Source organism: Paenibacillus senegalensis JC66, from assembly GCF_000285515.1.
In the GTDB taxonomy this organism is placed as follows: Bacteria; Bacillota; Bacilli; order Paenibacillales; family NBRC-103111; genus Paenibacillus_L; species Paenibacillus_L senegalensis.
Window position 1 is genome coordinate 341273 of the sequence record NZ_HE610960.1, and the last position, 17938, is coordinate 359210.

Sequence of the window (17938 nt, forward strand, 5' to 3'; positions counted from 1 at the left end):
CCGTTTTGTCTGTCAAGTAAAAAGCCCCACAAAGTGCAGGGATGCTTCGAGGCAAATTCCGAGTACGGTGCGGGGAGCCTCCAACAGCTTGTAAATTCTATAAGCTTAAGAAAAACTGCGGCGCCCTCACTATCGATTTCGGTTGCGGTAGAGCAGGTAAATAAAGAACGGAGCGCCTACGGCTGCCGTAAACACGCCCGCCGGGATGTCCTGGGGGAGAAATAGCGTCCGTCCCACCGTATCGGCAAGCAGCAGTACCAGGCCGCCGATCAGAGCAGCTGTCGGGATAAGACCTCCGAAGGAGGGGCCCACCAATTTTCGGGCAATGTGGGGCGCCACCAGACCAACAAAGCCAATAGCCCCGGCGACCGCTACGGCCGAACCGGCAAGCGCTACGCTGATTAACAGCAGCACTGCGCGCTGGCGCTGCAGCGAAGAGCCGAGTCCCATGGCGACATCGTCTCCTAACTCCTGAACTGTAATATTGCGGGCATAGATAAAAGCGAACGGAATAAACACCACAACCCAAGGCAGCAGCGTCAGCACATTACTCCACGAGGAGCCGTACACGCTTCCTGCCATCCAGATGTACGCCTGACCTGCGGACTGAGACGGACTGACCGATATCATCAGCATCGTCAAGGCACTCATCACCGCGGAAACGCCAATACCGATCAACACCAGTCGCGTAGAGGTTACTCCTTTGCTCCAGGCCAGCAAATAAATGACGACCGATACCAGGCCCGCCCCGCAAAAAGCGGCTACAGGCAGCAAGTGGATGCTGACATTCCCCGCAAAATAAGCAATAAAAGCGACCGCAGCAAAGGATGCGCCGCCGGTAATACCGATAATGTCCGGGGATGCCAGCGGATTGCGCACGATCCCCTGCAGAATCGCACCGGCCACACCAAGTGCCGCTCCGGCTAGCAGGGCGACAACCATACGCGGAAGCCGTAAAATATTCAAGATCAGCACATGTTCATCCGAGCCTTGTCCCGTCATCGTCTGGATTACATTGTGCGGAGAAATAAATTCATTGCCCAGACAAATGCTTATGAAAAAAACAGCAAGGTTCAACAGGACAAGAGACGCGATCATCATCACCGTTCGTTTTTGGACAATAAAAGATATCTTCTCCCGCCTGCTTCGTACAACAAATGATTTCGGCATGATGTCACCCCTTCTGTGCAAGGCCTTTGCGTGCGATGTAAACAAAAAACGGCGCCCCTATCAATGCGGTCATAATGCCCACCGGTACTTCTCCCGGCATAATGATGAAGCGTACCGCTACATCGGCCAGCAGCATCAGGATAGAACCAAGCACTGCACTGTAGGGAATCACCCAGCGATAATCAACGCCGACGAAAAAACGGGCAACATGCGGCATAACCAGGCCTACAAAACCGATAGCCCCGACAGTGGCCACCGTGCTTCCCGCCAATACGACAACAGTGAGAGCGATGACTGTTTTGACGAGGATTGTTTTTTGACCCAGGCCTTTGGCGATATCCTCACCCGATGTCAAAATATTGATCGGCCGCCCGAGAAGCAAAGCCGCCGCAATCGCAGGGATCATATAGGGCAGCACAAGCAGCAGCGTATCCGTTTCTCTGCCCGCTATAGAACCGGCCAGCCAGAAAAGCACATCCTGCAGGCCGGACTCGTTCAAGACGAGAATGCCTTGGGTGAAGGAAGAAAACAATGCGGTCATCGCCGCTCCGGCAAGAACGATCTTCACCGGGGTCAGCCCTTCCCGCCCCAAAGAGCCGAGAGCATAGACCGTGGCGGCCGCGACGCCTGCTCCAAGAAATGCAAACCAGATCAGATGGGAAAACGAGCTGATCGGCAGAAAGGAAAGGGCTATAACAACAAAAAACACGGCTCCCGCATTTACGCCAAATATGCCGGGAGAAGCAAGCGGATTGCGGGTCAACGCCTGCATAAGCGCACCGGCCATGGCCAGATTCATGCCGGCTACAGTGGCCATAATGGCACGCGGCAGCCTTGCCGTTTGTACGATGACATGCACATCCGAGCTTACATCATAATGAAAGAACGATTCGACGGCCGCCTGAAAAGGAATTTTCGTTGCTCCCAAAACAATGCTGGTCAGGAAAGCGGCGACAAGTAAAAAAAGGCCGAACATCAGCCCCGCTGCCTTGGATGATGTTCGACGAAATAATGGAATCACACACTCTCTCTCCTTCTGTACTAGATCCTAGCCAAGCTTCCTGCTATATCAAGAATTGGTCGATATCTCCCCGGCAAAAATCAAACTGAGGTGCCTCAGAGTTCCAAACTCTACTCGAGCACTTCCAGGTATTCGAATAAATCTTCGACCATCAAAGTTGCCGCAATCGGACCGGATCCATTGTTCCAGACGGCCGTATCCACTTCAAACACTTTGCCGTTTTGAACTGCGCGCAAATTGGCCCATAACGGATGCGACATCCAGGAGTTTCGCAAATCCAGTCTGCCGTCATCCCGGCCAAGGCTTGTCTGGTCAAAAATGATATCGGCGTTCATCTGAGGAATATGTTCGCTTGATGTCAGCTTGACGCCCCATTCCTCCCCTTTTTGATTGTCCGGACGAGAGATGCCCAGTTCATCGAGAACTAACGCAGCAAAACCGGTATAAACGATTCTCACATGATCGGAACGGAAATCGACGACCGCAACCTCGGTTTCACTCAGGCGGTCTCCCATTTTTTCTTTGAATTCCGCTATCTTCTGTTCCCATTCCTGAAGAAACGCCTGCTCCTCCTCTTGTTTATTGAGCGCGGCCGCGGTTATAGCCAAAGAATCTCTCCAGATATGCACTTCTTCGGTCATCACAGTAGGTGCAATCGCATCTAACTGATCATAGATTTTCTCATGCCGCGTTTTCGAAGCTATAATGACATCGGGCTTCAGAAGCGTGATCGCTTCAAGATTCGGCTGGTTTTCCGACCCCAGATTCGTCACGCCCTCCATCTGATCGCGGATATAATGGTACCACGGCTGCTCAATCCACGATTCCACGGCGCCCGCGGGTTGAACCCCAAGCAGGAGAGCCGAGTCGGTCGCTCCCTGGAACAGGGTCACCACTTTAACGGGGGTTCCGGTCAACTCCTTCTCGCCCATGGCGTGCTTCACAATCCGCTTGCCTTCCTGTGCCTGTTCTCCATCCGATGCCGGGCTGCCGTCAGGGGCAGGGCTGCTATCCGGACCTCTATCTGCTTCGGCAGCCCCCTGTTCCGCCGCCGGCGAAGGCGAAGCAGCCTCTCCTCCATCGCCGCCGTTGGCGCATGCCGCTAAAGCCACCAACAGAATGCTCAGCAGTGCAAAAATCATGACCCTCTTGCTGAAAAGTCTATTCATTTAGCTGTCTCTCCTCTTCGCTCACTGAACGTGTTTGGTATTGATAATCATTATCAATTATAAGTCAATACCGCACAAAGGCCATGGACTTTTCCGACTTTTTTCACTCTCCTGCGAGGCCGCCCTCTTAATTGTCCATCCCGAATACTTCATATGCTTTTTGCAGCAGCAATTGATGCGACATCGCATTGTAGCTCGTATACAGATGACGCGCATGAAGCAGATTATGCACCTTGATGTCGCCCTGCTCGCAGTGCTTGCGAAACGCTTCGCTCTGCAGCAGTCTGCGGGCCTGCTCATACATGGCAAGGTCTGCGCAGCGGCTGCCATCATGCTGAAAGCTGAAAATCAAGATACGGTCCGTATCATATCGAAACAGTTCCTCTGCCGTTACCTCCTTGTAATGAGCGATTTCAGCCACTCCTTCAGGAACGGCGAACTGCAAATCTTCATAGAGGACGTCTCCGATGTTTCGTTTACCGAATAAGTAGATGTCATTATGAACGCCGATGCCGACAATAAGCACCCGCTCCTGGCCCAGCTTTCTTTGCAGACGGCGGCGAACCTTGACAACCCTATCATCGTAGCGGTCCAGCCATTGATCCGCCGCATGCTGCTTGCCGATGATGCGGGCAATTTTTTGCAGGTGCGTACGCCAGCCCTCCGTATATTCCATCAAGAACGTTGGCGCAATCTGATCCATCAGCGGATCGCCAGACGCCGGGGACGCATCTCGTCTTCCCTGGACAAGAATCAGATCCGGCCGGGTCTCCCTGAGCCGCTCCAGCTCCGACCCGGACTGGCCCAGCGTCAGTGTATTCGGCAGCAAAGCAGAGGCGACGGGAAAGGCATCGTTGATTACAGCTGCATAAGGCTTCGTATCCAACGCGAGCAAATGCCCGGTGACAAGATGATTCAGCGAGGCGATTTTTCCCTCCTGGCGAATCCGGTTCACATAGACGGTGGGGGCTGCTCCGGTTGCTTTTTTGAACTTGCGGCTGAAGTAAAATTCATCGTGAAATCCGAGACTTAGCGCGATGGAGCGAACCGGCTCGTCAGACTGGATAATTCTGCGTTTTGCCTGACGGATGCGCAGATCGGAGAAGTAGGCTAGCGGGGTTTGGTTGTACAGCTTTTTGAAAACGCGCGTGTAGTAATCCGGATTGAGCCCGGCCATAGCGGCCAATTCATCACGGGTCACCGGTTCGGAAAGATGCTTTTTCATATAGTCGACAGTGCGTTTTAAATTTTGCCTGATATCCGCCTGACGCTTGATTTCATCCTGTTCGAGCACGTTAATTAGCAATTCCTGAAAACGTACATTTGCCCTCATCACATTCCATGTTCCGCCATCGTCAAGCAAGCGCCCGATTTCCGCAATAGCGCCGGTTAACAAGCGCTCATTCCAGTCATTCAGCTGAATGGGCTCCTCCAGATGAACAGGAGTGTAGTCCTCTCCCTGAGCTTCTGCAAACAGTGCTTCGAACCGGATATCGTAGTAAAACGGTTGACTATCGTTAAGCTCCAGCTCTACCCGCGCCCCGCCAGGCACCACCCACAGCTGCCGGCTGCGCAAGTCATAGCTTTGTGAATTGATGCGGATCTGTCCGGAAGATTGCACAAATACAAGCAGCGACAACTGAGCGGGCAATTGCCGATACGACTGGGTATCAGCGGAATGTTTCCTTACGCCTCGCAGCCGAAATAAACTATCCGCCCAATGTCCGGAAAATTCCACAGGGTTGCTCATACCTATTCATCTCCATCCTCAAGCCGAACTTTTTGAGAACCATTCTCACTGGTGAATATAGTATAAATAAGATTATTTATAACATCAACTACAAAAATACGGATGGATAACAGCTCCTTAAGGGCAGAAATTTCCATTCAAGAACAGCAATCGTTTCGCACGGCCCGCCCACATTTACTCACCCTATTTTACAAGGAAAATCGTAATCGCATGCATTTATAAACAGTCCCTTTGCATGGTACGGATTCGAAATTTCCAATCATGATCCTTTTATAATATGACAATAGATGTCGTCTATACAATATATACTTGTCTTAAAGGGTAAAGAAAGGAGAATAAAGATGCAGGTAAAACGGAAGGTCGTTCTCTTTATCGCGACAAGTTTGGATGGCTATATCGCTGCCAAAGATGAATCTCTGGAATGGTTATTTAAGGTCGAAGGGGAAGGTGATAATGGTTTTGCGGAATTTTATGGTACGACTGATACGGTGCTGATGGGTAAAAAAACGTATGACTGGGTCAAGAAGCATGAGCCAAATGAATTTCCGTATGCCCTTAAAGCCTGCTACGTGTTTACTCGTACTCCCCGTAATAATACGGAAGAGGTGCAGTTTGTCCATGGAGATATCCCTGCATTTGTCGACCAGCTTAAAACCAGGGAAGGAAAAAACATTTGGCTTGTAGGCGGGGGCCAGCTGCTACACTCTTTTCTGGAGAATGACCTGGTAGACGAGCTGATCGTAACTGTAGCCCCTGCCGTACTGGGTGGCGGAATTCCGCTATTCCCCGAGGGTAAATACCAATTGGAGCTCCGCCTTAAAGGAATGCGAAGATTTAATCAGTTTGTCGAGCTGCATTATGAGGTGAAAAGGGGCTTGGAAAAGTAGATAAGCGGACCGTCCCACGCTGGCGGATGCGATTCCAGTCTCGTATACGCTCCGCCAGTGTAGGATTGGATGACCGATTGCCAAAATTTCTGTGCAATCTTATTTTCCTTCTCCTGCTTAACCTCCCACAATCCCGGATGTGTATCGAAGATGGTAAGAGCGGCCTGTCTGCCAACCCCTTTTTTTCTCCATTTACGCATGATAAAAAACTCAGCAATCGTCTTTGTGTCCGGCTTGTTTAAAATGCTGTGATCGTTAATTAAAGCAAAACCTGCCAGGCTGTCATTCACTCTGATGAGATAGGCGGCTCTTCCCTCCGCATCTCTGCCATGCGGCGTCCAGTAATGATCTAAATAGTTATAGTCAAACAACCCAAACGGACTCGGGTCGTCATGACTATGTTCGCTGGCATCGTATTGATAGAATTGGATAAGATTGCGGATAACTTGTTTTTCATGCACGTCAGCTTGGACCACTTGAATGTTGTAATTTGTATTGTTCATTTTAATAGTTCCTTTGTTTGTTTGTGTTAATAGTTCCTTTGTTTGTTCGTGTTAATAGTTCCTTTGTTTGTGTTAATACCTCAATTCATAACCTTGTTATAACTTTTACGAAATTTCGTATGAAACACTGGCTGCAGCTCCTTTAAACCCCGGCATCTGTACGGACTCAACTCTTAGACCCGGTATTTGTACGATTTGTCATACAAATCTCGGGTAATCGCCCTTCAATCCCTGCATTTGTACGATTTGTCATACAAATCTTGGGTAATTGCCCTTCAATCCCCTGTATTTGTACGACGTTTCATACAAATCTCCGGTATTCGCACTTCAACCCCACTCATTTGTACGACATTTCGTACAAAATGCAGAAAACAAGCCCGCGCAGCCCACGAACTCCGCGAACTCCACGAACCTCGCGCGTCCCGCTAACCTTGGCTATTTTCATGCTGGAGTTGTGCCTGAGAATTCAATGGCATGACGGTTATCGCATACATTTCCGCATACATTCCGCCTCGGCGCTCACGGCAGCGTTGATTGTATGCAGTTTTTCGCGTATTTTCCGCCTCGCGGCGTCTCCGGCAGCGGCGTTTGGATGCGATTTTTCCGCATAGATTTCGCTCGCGAGGGCGGCTTCCGCCGAATTCCGGCTTCCTGCAATCTAGAATATTTCCCATGGTGCATTCGCCGATTCTGTTACTCCATTGGTTCACGGTGCATTTATCCGGCTTTGCGACTTCGTTGTCCCATGGTGCATTTTCCGATTACGTGTCTTCATCCTTCATGATGTATGCGTCCGATTTCGTCACACCATCCGTTCACGGGCATTCGTCCGGTTCAGTCACCCCGCTGTTCATGATGCATTTTCCGGTTTCGGGACTTCATCGTTCATCGTGTAATGGACAAACCAGCGGCCTAGTTCGGTGAGATGGTAGGGCTTATCATCGTCAAAGGCTGACTTCATCAAGTTGCTGCCGGATGCGGAGGAGTTTTTTCTGGCTTGTTTCAAAAAGTTCCCACTATCGTCCTTTTCCCGAAACTGGCGGATAATCATGCCAAGAGAAAGCTCGTGAATCAGCAGCTTGAATAGATCGGCTTCCGCCGAATCCTCCCTGACCTCAGTGCCGTGGAGCCGCATCCAAATCTCGTATCGGGTTATCCCCGGTTCTCTATAGATTTCGCGGATAATACGGAAATGGGCTTCGTTGTATGTATCTATCCATGTAATGAACATTTTAATAACATCGTCACTACAAAGTTGATCAATGGCAGCCGCATTGACCAGCAAATTTTTTATCAATGTCCGCTTTTCTTCGCTTTCAGCAGCGCTCCACTCGCGAAGGCATTTTTTTGACCAAGGATAAATATTCCGGGCTCTGCACTCTCATACTCACCAATTCGTCGGACTGATCGACCCTAAGCATAACCTCTGCCAGGGTACGGCCAATTTCCGAGATCTCATTTTCTTGGACTTGCAGCCAGGCTAACAGGATCTTTTGGAACTTCCTGTAATCATGCTCTGACCACGCTACTCCGGCTGCGCCGATTAGACTGCCTGCGGCGGGAATTCCGCCTAATGCCGACAGCACGACCCTGGCGACACTGTTGCCGATCCCTGATTCCACGGTCTGCAGCAATTCCTGCTTGATTTGACCTGATTCCATGTACACGCCTCCTATACGACAGTAATGGATTTGTGACGCCGAATTAATGAAAATGCCATTGGGGACGATGAATTTGTGGCGATTCCTTTATGACGTGACCTTTGTGAAAATTTTTGTTGCGGTTCTTTTGTGACGATGGCCTTTGTGAAGATTCTTTGTGGCGATTCCTTTGTGACGATCATTTGTTGAAGACGAAATCTACAGCCTAGGTATTCCGCTGCTTCCCTTCCTATCTTTCTTCCTATAATTAAACGTTGAAAAGTACCGGCTTTATTTTTTGAAACAAGATATGGGAATTGAACCTCAGGGATTTGACCACTGAGCTTCTTCTTCACGAGAACAACCCGGCCATTGATCGCTTTTATCTTGGGCCGGGTCGTAAGCTGTCTATTAAGTCTCTTCCATGATTATACATCTGATAGGCTGATTGCGATAGTCCTGAGTCCTTAACTATTAGGGGGCGGTTAAAATTTCAGTTGGATGCCAAAGTTTTCGGGTGAGATAGGGCAAACAAACCCTTCTTTCCCTCTTTGCCCGTAAATCGTTCTAGCCGGCTGTCTTTCTCAGGAGATTTACTAGCCGGCTTTCCTTCTCAGGAGATCGTTCTAACCGGCTTTTTTCCTCTTCTCTTGCCCGAACCGTTCCGTTTTGTACCATTTCACTTCCTGTCCGGACCATACGCGCTTCGCTTCGAGATACATGGCCTGAACGACCAGGACAAGCCACAGCTGCGCATACGAGAAATACATGAGCAGTGTGATGAGAAAGTTTTTGGCATTCAATTCGGTTTTCTCAATTCCGAGCGTTACCATTACTTGTGCAACATATAACAGATAAGCCAGCACCCAGAGCACGATCGAAACGGGGCCCACCTGCAAATTCAAATCTACGAACAAATTCGTGACAAATAACGCGTGTGAGACGATCACACCGAGAAAAAACATGAAGTAGGTGAAGAAAAAATAGATCAAGTCGAAGCCGATTCGCTTCTGCTTTAATGAGCGGAAGCGCGACAAAAATTTCAGCACGACATACTGATTTCCGCGCGCCCAACGGATCCGCTGCTTCCACCACACCTTCCATGTCTCCGGTTCCTGCTCCCATGTAATAGCCATCGGAACAAAGCGAATATGGTAGCCGAGCTCATATACGCGGATCGTCAGCTCCGTGTCTTCGGCCAGCGCGCGTACATCCCATCCTCCCAGCTCATCAATCAATTCCTTGCGAATGGCAAAGTTCGTTCCGGGAATCGTTGTTATCCCAAACCAGTGAAACCGCCCGGCCTGGGCCATCCATTGGAAGCAAATCGTTTCAATATTGATGAAGCGGGTCAGCAAATTTTTAGCCGCGTTAATAACGCGGAATTTCCCGACGGCGACGCCGGCTTTAGGATCATTTAACAATGTCAATACAAGATAATATACCGCCTTGCGCTCCGGAGTATTATCGGCGTCATAGACAACAATAATTTCACCGCTCGCGTGGCTAAGGCCGAAATTAAGCGCCCCGGATTTGCCTCTTCCAGCGTGGGGCGGCTTGGTGTGAACCGCCTTGAACCAGGCGTATTTTTTAGCAAACCGTTCTGCGATTTCCCCGGTGAGGTCCGAGGAGTTGTCGTTAATGACGATGATTTCAAGCTTGTCTTTCGGATAATCGAGACGGGCCATTGCTTTTAAGGTTCGCTCCAGAACTACCTCTTCGTTGTGTGCGGGAATAAGAACGCTAACCTTCGGCAGATCCTTCTCCTTCAGCTTCTCCTCCCACTTCCGAACCGGCCGTTCATGGCGGCGGGAGTGCAGGAAGCCTCCCTGCATTAGGAACATGTGATAAAGAAGCATGATCCAGATGACCGACAAAGCTCCGTAAAACACCACATTAGCCATTAGCATTCCGCTCCTTGAATAGTCTTTTACGCAGCGTCAGCCGCATCTGTATGGTGTATAACAGGAAAAGTGCAATCATGATTGCAACGACCGTCGCGATCGACCACATCAACACCTGAACGAACCCGAACAACCCCCGCGTTTCCCAGAAGATCGACAATCGGTCCGACCAGCTGCTTTCAACGATTAGGCTGCCCTGTTCGTTCGAGTTAACTGCTACCGCATCCGTCTGTACAAGAGGACTCATCTGCCGCAAATCGATCCATTTCAAGCCCGGAACCTGCTCGATCTCCTCGATCATTCGGTTCAATCCTTCCAACCCGAGATACGGATGGTAAAAGAACCCCATAACCCCGTCATCAATCGCCAGCATCGTCTTAATGCTTTCTCGAAATGGGACGAGCGGATCCGGTAAATTGACATCGTAAAAACCAAGCGTCTCCGGAAGCAAGGTCATCCCGTGCAGCATAGCCGGCTTTGATGGATACGGAGCTGAATTCATAACCTGCCAGTTTTCGTCAGTCAGTTGAACCTGTCCGAGAAACAGATTGAAATAATCGGCAGTAATTTCATACCCCTGCTGGCTCATCGTATAATGAGGCGGTTCAAAAGCAAGCGGATGCAAGCCAAGCTGAAACAGCTCATGAATGCCTGCCTCGATTCTCTTGCGGGTATACTCTTCTTCGTATTGGCGGGTGCTGCTTACATACTGTTCGTATTCGCCGTCAGTTGCAAAATCATGGCGGTCCTTGATTTGTATATCTTCATCCGGAGCACCGGCGATCGGATGGTTGTTCTCAACATCCCAGAATTCAAACCCTTCCCCGGTTTCCGTACTGCGATACTGATGGGTATAGCCATGCAGCACGATCGAGCCGCCGGCTTTTTGCAAATCACGCAGTACTCTAACCAGTGCCGGATTTTCATGCAAGTGATGCCATTTTCCGGTTTCTGGATGGGTATAAACCGGAATGACCGCAATCATAAAGGGAATGCCTTTATCGGCAAGATATTGTCCGCTCTGACGGACCAGTTCCGGATCTGAGAACGGATGTACGTCTTCAAGCCGGACATAGGCGAGATGCTCGCCCGCCGGTTCCTTCCCGAAAAATGTCCATAATCCTTGACCGAGCAAGTAAGCAGACGTTCCAAATAAGCTATTCGCCGCATAGTAAGCATCACGCCCATGCTGGATAAACAACGGATGGGCCTGGTCACCGTTCCACCCGGTCCAGACAGTCCCGGTTTCTTCCCCGGCAGCAGTCACATGGTGAATATAGAAAGGATATTCGACAATCGCTTCAGCCTCACCCTTCTTACGTGTAACCCGGTCAATGTTGACCATGCCATGGTGAGTGATAGTTGAAAGCCGCTCCCGGAGCTGATCCGCATTTTCACCGATCGCGAGAAACGGCCCATCAAAAGACAGGATCGCCTCCTTGGCAGCTAACGGCAGCTGATCAGCAGTAGCGCCGTAGTAGACCAAATGCGTCACATTTTTGAGATCTTCGGCTTGTAAATCTGCCGCTCCTCGAAATTCCAGATCGTCCGCAAAATGACCAAGCACGATATCCAGCAGACGCACGTTCTGGTCAATTTCACCGCTTTCGGTCGAATGCACGACCATGACCCGATTTGCACCTGCCGCCTCCATGGAGGTCACCGGAAAAACCGCTTGCACGCTCAGCAGCATCAAAGCCAGGACCGTTAGAGCAATACGCTTTCTTTTAGGCAACATAAGTTACCAGCTCCTTTTCCGCTTGTTCTAAGAGATCCTGTGCGCTAGCCATCCCATCCGAATACTCCGCTAAACCAAACGTTAGAGATAGATGCACCTGCTTATCTTTATCAATCAGCGTATGAATTGCCAATGCTTCTTCAAGCTGGCGGATCACGTTGTCCGCGTCGTCAGCCGTCCGGCCTGGCAGTAAAACAGCAAACTTATGCCCGGAAAGCTGAAATTTGCGATCTTCCGTCCTCGTACAGCTCCATAATTTTTCGGAAAATTGATTCAGCAGATGAATCGTTTCCCGTTTCCCGTACATCGAACGGAATGAATGAAAATATTTGATATCGATAATGATAAGTGAGAAAGGCTTCCTGTGGTTACAGGCATGTTCATAAGCTTCCTGCATGGTACGAAGCTGCAGTGCGGAACTGTCCATTGGCATTCGTACGGCCAGCCAGTGATGGAGACGGCCCGTCATATACGCAGTCGCCAAAAAAGCGGCAGTCCAGCCGAGCAGTTCCATGGAAAACCACCCAACGCCAGCCCGCTGCAAACCAATACCAAGAAACATTGCAGCGGCCAGACTTGCAGCGAGTCCCGACATTCCTCCCCAGACCGTTCCAGCAAAACCGACGAGCAGCATACAAACCAGAATGGGCCACAGTTGGGCAAACGGATTGAAGAGAGCCGCACATAAGCCAAGTAACAGCACGAACGCCACAGTAAAGCCCGGAAGAGAGTAATCATGCATTTTTTCAGCGTAATAAGCCTTCATTATACATTCTCCTTTCCGCCAGCAAGGGAACCAAATTATCGAAAATATGCGTATCGTTGTTGTTCATATACCCGCCATAGCTTTTCCGGTTAAAGGGGGACAGCGACTGCAGCCGCACCATCCGGTCATACAGTTCCCTGGCAAAATCAGCCTCGCCCTGCTCGAGCGCGATCCACACCGCTAAGCCATATACGGCAGGGGATTCGTAGGCAACGGTTGGAAGCTCTGTCTCAGCGTCATAGCGGCCATACAACAACCCGCGCTGCTGAAATTGCTCTTTAATGAAAGTCCATAAGGGCTCCGCATCCATTCCTAGCTGTGCGCGATGGTAGGCGATGTACAGCTGATCGATCAAATTGATTTCATCGGCGTACCGGTATTCCTTCTGAAGAGCGTCATGGTATACCGGAAAGAAACGTCCGCGCACCGGAAGCTGCCGCAAAAAATCCATTGCTTCGCGGTATTGCTCTTCCGCTATAACACTATGCTCTGTCATCTGCCGAAGCGCATTCAAATTGAAGTAAGAAAGCGTCAGGCCCGGGCTTGTCCAATTGTGCTCGATGTCATAGAAATCTCTGTACGATCCGTCAACATACTGATTCTCCTGCAGAGTTCGGGCGATCCCGTTCGCTAATTGCAAATATTTTGTCTCCCCCCATCGGTCGTAAGCTGCGTACAATGCCTCTGCGGCACGCAAGTCATCTACGAGTGCGTTAGTTGTCACTCCCGCCTCGGCTTTCCAGGCTATCCAGCCTTCGTTTAGGAAATGGCGCCGAAGCACCATCAAGTTATCGTCGAAACGCTGCTGGTTGCCGCTTTCCACCCAATAGAGCAGCCAAAGTCCAAGCGATTCGGATAATGATTGTTCTCCGCGTGCCAAATCTTGATCTGTTGATTCACCCGGGAGCAAATTCGTTTTTAACGTCCCGTTTGAGTTGATCATGTTGCGAATAATGAAGCCTTCTCCCGGGAGAGAGCTTTTATTTCCCGATATCACGAACAGAAGCAGTAAAGTTATGATTGCGGCGAAACCGGCTGTACCATACCCTGCCACCTTCATCCCATACCCCCGTTTCATACCGACGGCAGCCGTCGAATGTTCACGTCAGATTACGCTTCAATCTTAACGTGGACCGCGCCGCTCAACAATCCATAGTTATTGCTAAACGAGGAAAAACGAGGCTTTTCTGCATGAAAAAAACCAGCCTCAGATCGTTATAATCCAAGGCTGGGTTTAGTGAATAAATCAAATATGATCCAGATTTCAACGGTTTTCCGTGTCTATAATGTGTTGCCGCTTGTGGATGAAATTCATTCGCTCAGGAAAAATATGTCAATTTTACAGTCCTGTCGCTTTCGGATCCCTGGCTACACTTAGAGGAATAAAATACGGCCTGCCACCTTCAGGGTCCTCCACTACTCGTGCATGGATACCAAATACCGTTTCGAGCATGGAAGCCGTCATCACCGTTTCCGGGCGGCCATCGCCGGCAACCCGTCCCTGCTGCAGAACAATCATGCGGTCAGCAAGTTGCGCCGCCTGGTTGAGGTCATGAAGCACGATGATGACGGTCATGCCCTCCTCATGATTCAACCGCTGGACCAGCTCCATAATCTCCAATTGGTGCCGGATGTCCAGATACGTTGTCGGTTCGTCCAGCAGCAGGACAGATGTGGACTGGGCGAGGGCAAGGGCAATCCAGGCGCGCTGCCTCTCCCCTCCGGATAAGGAGTCCAGCAGCCGGTTCCGGTAATCGGACATTCCCGTAAGCGCAAGGGCCCGGTCAATAGCGGCATGATCCTGCTTTCTTAACATTTTTAACGGTCCTGCATGGGGATAGCGGCCCTGCTCGACAAGCTCGTGCACCGTAAGGCTGCTTGGCACATCGGGAGATTGCGGCAGAATCGCCATTCGCCGCGCTACCTCGGAAGAAGAGAGCGTGGCAATCGCTCTTCCGTCCAAATACACGTTTCCTTGATCAGGTTTTAACAACCTGGCAAACGCCTTTAGCAGGGTCGATTTTCCCGATCCGTTCGTTCCCACAAGCGCTGTAATTTGCCCTGTATGAATCGACAAATTCATATCCGGTAAAATAACCGCGGCATCATAGCATAATTGCAGATTTTTTGCTTCCAATACGACATTCGCCTGCTGACTCATCTCCATCTATCCTTTCCCCTACCTGATTGGTTTCATCTCTTGATATGCTTGCGGGCCAAATATAGAAAGAACGGTGCGCCGATAAAAGCTGTCACCGCACCGACCGGCAAAGAGGCAGGACGGCCGCCCTCGAACAGCGGAATCGATAGCCCTTGTGAAAGAATATCCGAGCCAACAAGGATCCAGGCAGCAACAAGCGCACTAAACGGGAAAAGTCTTCTGGCATCCTGTCCAACGATTTGTCTCGCAATATGCGGACCCATCAAGCCGATAAAGCCAACAGCTCCAACAATGGACACCGCTCCAGCTGTTAACAGAGCGGCAATGAGAAGCAGTCCGGCTCTCGCCGGGCGGACAGGCACCCCGATTCCCCGGGCAATCCCGTCACCGAGCTGCAGCGCATTGGCCAGTCCTGCACTCATTAAACCGACCGGAACCATAATAAGAAACCATGGCCATAGGATATTCCAATGGACCCACACCCTCCCGTTTAACGAGCCGATTGTCCATAGCAGAATACTGCCGATCGCCTCCGAGTGCCGCAGCAGGATTAAGGAAGTACAAGCAGACAGAAATGCGGATACCAAAAGACCGATGATAGCAAACCGCAAGGCATCTCCTCTACGGCTCCAGCCAAGCAGATAAATAACCGTTACGGAAAGGATTCCGCCTGCCAAAGCAAATAGAGGAGTCTGGACAGTTAAGTTAGCGGAACCGCCGATATAAGTGATAAAGACGACCAGCATCAAAACGCTGCCTGCGGATACACCAAGCAGCCCCGGTTCCGCCAGCGGATTGCGCGTAACGGATTGCAGAATTGCTCCGGCAAGTCCGAGCATAGCCCCCGCCACAAGCGCAATCAAAGTTCGCGGCAATCTAAGCTCCCATACAATCTGCCGATGAAACGGTTCGACTTGATTGTTCAGCAAGGCCATGACTACTTCACGCGGTGACAGGGAAACTTGGCCCAATGCGATGTGTAAAATAAAAAATACGGTAAGTCCCAGTAAAAAAAACAGCCCCCAAATCCGAAAGCGCCGAGTGTACGGAGCGTCCATTGTGCTGCGATCCATCATTGCGCCCCTCGCCTCCTCATGACAAACATCAGGATGAGAACAGGCACCCCGACAAGCGTTGTCCATAAGCCAACCGGTACCTCCCGGGGAGTGAATACGGTTTTGGCGAACAAATCAGCGGTCACGAGCAATACCGCCCCAACCGCCGCGGAACAAGGGAGGACCCATCTGGCATCTTCCGTTCTTAAAATGGCTCTTGTCAAATAGGGAGCAAGCAGGGCAATATAGCCAATTGGACCGCACTGGGCGACAACAGCTGCTACCATGACTGCACTTGCAGCCAGCAGGAGCAGGCGAAGCCGAGCGACATTCTGCCCGAGCGCTTCGGCCTGTTCGTCTCCAAGGCGCAGCAAGTTCAGCGGTTTAATAAACAGCATTGCGGCGGGGATGCCGATCACGGCCCACGGAAGCAAATATTCAACATGATCCCAATGGCGACCCGCCAGGCTGCCCATCAAGTACCTGTACAGCAGATTGATATCATTCTGCGTTCCCATTGTAATCAACCATACAATCATTCCGTTCAGCATCGCGGTCACGGCTGTCCCCATTAAAATAATACTTGCGCTTTCGCTTCTTCCATATACGGAAGCAAGCACGATCGCTCCCCCGGCTAGTCCGCCTACCAGCCCCAGCAGCGGATGCAAGCCGTAAGGAACTGGCAAGTGGAACACCGTAATCACCGCGATGACCAGGGCGCTCCCAGCAGATACGCCAAGCAGATCAGGGCTAGCCAACGGATTTCGCAGACCGGTTTGCATCAATACTCCCGAAATGCCAAGCATAGCGCCGGATAGCGCTCCGAGTACGAAACGCGGCAGCCGCAGCTCCAGAACAGAAGTTACGGCAAGCTCGGAGCCGCTGCGGGACAATAAAATATCGGCTAGCTCCTTCGAGCTTACAACCGGATAGCCAAGCTTTAAGGCCAAGAAGCCGGCGGCAGCGCCGGTGAAGACCAGAAGCAGAACGAGGACGAGCGTCCGGCCCGTCCTTGTCGTTCTGGTATTGGTTCGGATTATTTCTCCCACTACTGCTCAGACCCCTTAAAGGTATCGGGATATAAGGTGCTCATCGCTTCATCCATCACGATACTGAGTGACCGCGTGCCTCTTCCGTTCGCCCAGATCGCCGTTCTGACCTCCGTAATTTGGCTGTCTTGAACCGCCTTTAGCTTGCCCCAGAGCGGGTTAGCCGCAAATTGTTCGGACAGCGGCGGGGAGTCGGGACTAAAGCTAAATGTCTCAATAAAAATATGATCGGGATCGGTTTCCAGCACCTTCTCCAGTGAGTAGGCCATCCCTCCTGCCTGGTGGCCTCCGTCCTCCGCCGGTGCCGGCCACGGATATGGAGTGAGTTCCGCCAGCAAAGAACCGACCAGGGATCCTTCCGTATCGATTCCGAAGTTGACATCAGCACCATAAAGAATTAAAGCACTTCGATTGTTCGGGGAGTTCTCTTTGTAATGATCAATCTTGTCCAGAAATGCTTTTTTAGCTGCTGCAGCAGCATCCTCTTTTCCGGTCCATTCCCCCATCATCTCGAGAAAAGCGACCGAGTCCTCGTATGTCTTCAATTCGGCAATATACAATGGAGCGATACTTTTCAGCCCGTCTCTTAACATATCATGCGTGCCTTTGAGCCCTATGACCACATCAGGATTTGCCTGTGCGATATCCTCCAGGCTAGGCTCCATAAAGCCTCCCCCGATTTGTACAAAAGAAGACGGACTGTCTCCGAAAAACTCGGGTTGAAAAGCAATACTGTCCGGTACGACGGCGACCGGTGCCAGTCCGAGCTCTGCCAAGCTGTCTACGCAGATTTCAGTCAAACAAGCGACACGCTCCACCGTAGCGGGCAATTCCAGTAAAGCTCCGGTGCTATCTGTCGCGTTTATCCCGCTCTCCTCCGGATTAGCTGCAGAAGAATTGCCATTGGAATCCCCCCCAGCCTGTGACGGATCGGCAGACTTGTCCACCTCACCTGCAGGAGACTCGTTTGCAGGTGTTGGTGATGGCGATGGCGGATCTCCTCCATCGGCGGCTTTCCCGCATCCTGCCATTAGCAGCAAGACCAGCGCCGCTCCAAGCCATTTGATTTTGTAATTTGTCCTTACCCTTTTCACGTCTCTACCTCCAACTAAACAATTCTATGAT

The 17938-nt window shown here is 50.8% G+C and carries 16 protein-coding genes; 1 reads left to right on the forward strand and 15 read right to left on the reverse strand.

Annotation, left to right across the window (positions count from 1 at the left end):
• Positions 1–129: 129 nt before the first annotated feature.
• The 4 genes from PSHG_RS17195 to PSHG_RS17210 form a co-directional block, all read right to left on the reverse strand.
• Complete coding sequence (locus PSHG_RS17195) at positions 130–1170, reverse strand: FecCD family ABC transporter permease (RefSeq protein WP_010275211.1); 1041 nt, start codon at positions 1168–1170, stop codon at positions 130–132.
• 4 nt (positions 1171–1174) lie between these two features.
• Positions 1175–2191 (reverse strand): FecCD family ABC transporter permease, encoded by a 1017-nt coding sequence (locus PSHG_RS17200; RefSeq protein WP_010275214.1) that lies wholly within the window; start codon positions 2189–2191, stop codon positions 1175–1177.
• Positions 2192–2301: 110 nt separating this feature from the next.
• Positions 2302–3360 (reverse strand): ABC transporter substrate-binding protein, encoded by a 1059-nt coding sequence (locus PSHG_RS17205; protein WP_010275217.1) that lies wholly within the window; start codon positions 3358–3360, stop codon positions 2302–2304.
• A gap of 127 nt (positions 3361–3487) precedes the next feature.
• Positions 3488–5110 carry an AraC family transcriptional regulator gene (locus tag PSHG_RS17210; protein ID WP_010275218.1) on the reverse strand — a complete coding sequence of 541 codons (1623 nt, stop codon included), beginning with the start codon at positions 5108–5110 and terminating at the stop codon, positions 3488–3490.
• Between the two features lie 341 nt (positions 5111–5451).
• On the opposite strand from PSHG_RS17210, the gene PSHG_RS17220 reads away from it, so the two are divergent.
• Positions 5452–5997, forward strand: coding sequence for a dihydrofolate reductase family protein (locus PSHG_RS17220; protein WP_010275220.1), 546 nt, complete (start codon positions 5452–5454; stop codon positions 5995–5997).
• Here the strand turns inward: PSHG_RS17220 and PSHG_RS17225 are convergent.
• The 11 genes from PSHG_RS17225 to PSHG_RS17275 all read right to left on the reverse strand — a co-directional run bounded on the left by PSHG_RS17225 (position 5967) and on the right by PSHG_RS17275 (position 17907).
• On the reverse strand, positions 5967–6500 hold the full coding sequence (locus PSHG_RS17225) for a GNAT family N-acetyltransferase (protein ID WP_010275222.1): 534 nt from the start codon (positions 6498–6500) through the stop codon (positions 5967–5969). The genes PSHG_RS17220 and PSHG_RS17225 overlap by 31 nt on opposite strands.
• Before the next feature lie 850 nt (positions 6501–7350).
• Positions 7351–7797: a hypothetical protein gene (locus PSHG_RS29480; protein WP_052310075.1), complete on the reverse strand. Its 447-nt coding sequence runs from the start codon at positions 7795–7797 to the stop codon at positions 7351–7353.
• A 19-nt stretch (positions 7798–7816) separates the two neighbouring features.
• Positions 7817–8161: a hypothetical protein gene (locus PSHG_RS29485; protein WP_052310076.1), complete on the reverse strand. Its 345-nt coding sequence runs from the start codon at positions 8159–8161 to the stop codon at positions 7817–7819.
• A 605-nt stretch (positions 8162–8766) separates the two neighbouring features.
• Positions 8767–10044 carry a glycosyltransferase family 2 protein gene (locus tag PSHG_RS17240; RefSeq protein ID WP_010275227.1) on the reverse strand — a complete coding sequence of 426 codons (1278 nt, stop codon included), beginning with the start codon at positions 10042–10044 and terminating at the stop codon, positions 8767–8769.
• Positions 10037–11782 carry a polysaccharide deacetylase family protein gene (locus PSHG_RS17245; protein ID WP_010275231.1) on the reverse strand — a complete coding sequence of 582 codons (1746 nt, stop codon included), beginning with the start codon at positions 11780–11782 and terminating at the stop codon, positions 10037–10039. The genes PSHG_RS17240 and PSHG_RS17245 overlap by 8 nt, the downstream gene beginning before the upstream one ends.
• Positions 11772–12548: a GGDEF domain-containing protein gene (locus tag PSHG_RS17250; RefSeq protein WP_010275233.1), complete on the reverse strand. Its 777-nt coding sequence runs from the start codon at positions 12546–12548 to the stop codon at positions 11772–11774. Before PSHG_RS17250 ends, PSHG_RS17245 begins: the two co-directional genes overlap by 11 nt.
• Entirely contained in the window at positions 12529–13608 is a 1080-nt protein-coding gene (locus PSHG_RS17255) for a hypothetical protein (RefSeq protein ID WP_010275236.1), read from the reverse strand. Before PSHG_RS17255 ends, PSHG_RS17250 begins: the two co-directional genes overlap by 20 nt.
• Positions 13609–13887: 279 nt before the next feature.
• Complete coding sequence (locus PSHG_RS17260) at positions 13888–14715, reverse strand: ABC transporter ATP-binding protein (protein ID WP_010275239.1); 828 nt, start codon at positions 14713–14715, stop codon at positions 13888–13890.
• A 26-nt stretch (positions 14716–14741) separates the two neighbouring features.
• The gene (locus PSHG_RS17265; protein WP_010275243.1) at positions 14742–15785 is read right to left on the reverse strand and encodes a FecCD family ABC transporter permease; all 1044 of its coding nucleotides are present in this window, start codon (positions 15783–15785) and stop codon (positions 14742–14744) included.
• The gene (locus PSHG_RS17270; protein ID WP_010275246.1) at positions 15782–16813 is read right to left on the reverse strand and encodes a FecCD family ABC transporter permease; all 1032 of its coding nucleotides are present in this window, start codon (positions 16811–16813) and stop codon (positions 15782–15784) included. Before PSHG_RS17270 ends, PSHG_RS17265 begins: the two co-directional genes overlap by 4 nt.
• A complete protein-coding gene (locus PSHG_RS17275) occupies positions 16813–17907 on the reverse strand; it encodes an ABC transporter substrate-binding protein (RefSeq protein WP_010275249.1) in 1095 nt (364 codons plus the stop codon). The genes PSHG_RS17270 and PSHG_RS17275 overlap by 1 nt, the downstream gene beginning before the upstream one ends.
• Between the last annotated feature and the right edge of the window lie 31 nt (positions 17908–17938).

Bases quoted from the DNA above. Each gene is read 5' to 3' on its own strand.
- PSHG_RS17255 (WP_010275236.1), bottom strand. From the start codon at position 13,608: ATGAAGGTGGCAGGGTATGGTACAGCCGGTTTCGCCGCAATCATAACT.
- PSHG_RS17240 (WP_010275227.1), bottom strand. From the start codon at position 10,044: ATGGCTAATGTGGTGTTTTACGGAGCTTTGTCGGTCATCTGGATCATG.
- PSHG_RS17195 (WP_010275211.1), bottom strand. From the start codon at position 1,170: ATGCCGAAATCATTTGTTGTACGAAGCAGGCGGGAGAAGATATCTTTT.
- PSHG_RS17210 (WP_010275218.1), bottom strand. From the start codon at position 5,110: ATGAGCAACCCTGTGGAATTTTCCGGACATTGGGCGGATAGTTTATTT.
- PSHG_RS17250 (WP_010275233.1), bottom strand. From the start codon at position 12,548: ATGAAGGCTTATTACGCTGAAAAAATGCATGATTACTCTCTTCCGGGC.
- PSHG_RS17225 (WP_010275222.1), bottom strand. From the start codon at position 6,500: ATGAACAATACAAATTACAACATTCAAGTGGTCCAAGCTGACGTGCAT.
- PSHG_RS17205 (WP_010275217.1), bottom strand. From the start codon at position 3,360: ATGAATAGACTTTTCAGCAAGAGGGTCATGATTTTTGCACTGCTGAGC.
- PSHG_RS29485 (WP_052310076.1), bottom strand. From the start codon at position 8,161: ATGGAATCAGGTCAAATCAAGCAGGAATTGCTGCAGACCGTGGAATCA.
- PSHG_RS17260 (WP_010275239.1), bottom strand. From the start codon at position 14,715: ATGGAGATGAGTCAGCAGGCGAATGTCGTATTGGAAGCAAAAAATCTG.
- PSHG_RS17220 (WP_010275220.1), top strand. From the start codon at position 5,452: ATGCAGGTAAAACGGAAGGTCGTTCTCTTTATCGCGACAAGTTTGGAT.
- PSHG_RS17265 (WP_010275243.1), bottom strand. From the start codon at position 15,785: ATGATGGATCGCAGCACAATGGACGCTCCGTACACTCGGCGCTTTCGG.
- PSHG_RS17245 (WP_010275231.1), bottom strand. From the start codon at position 11,782: ATGTTGCCTAAAAGAAAGCGTATTGCTCTAACGGTCCTGGCTTTGATG.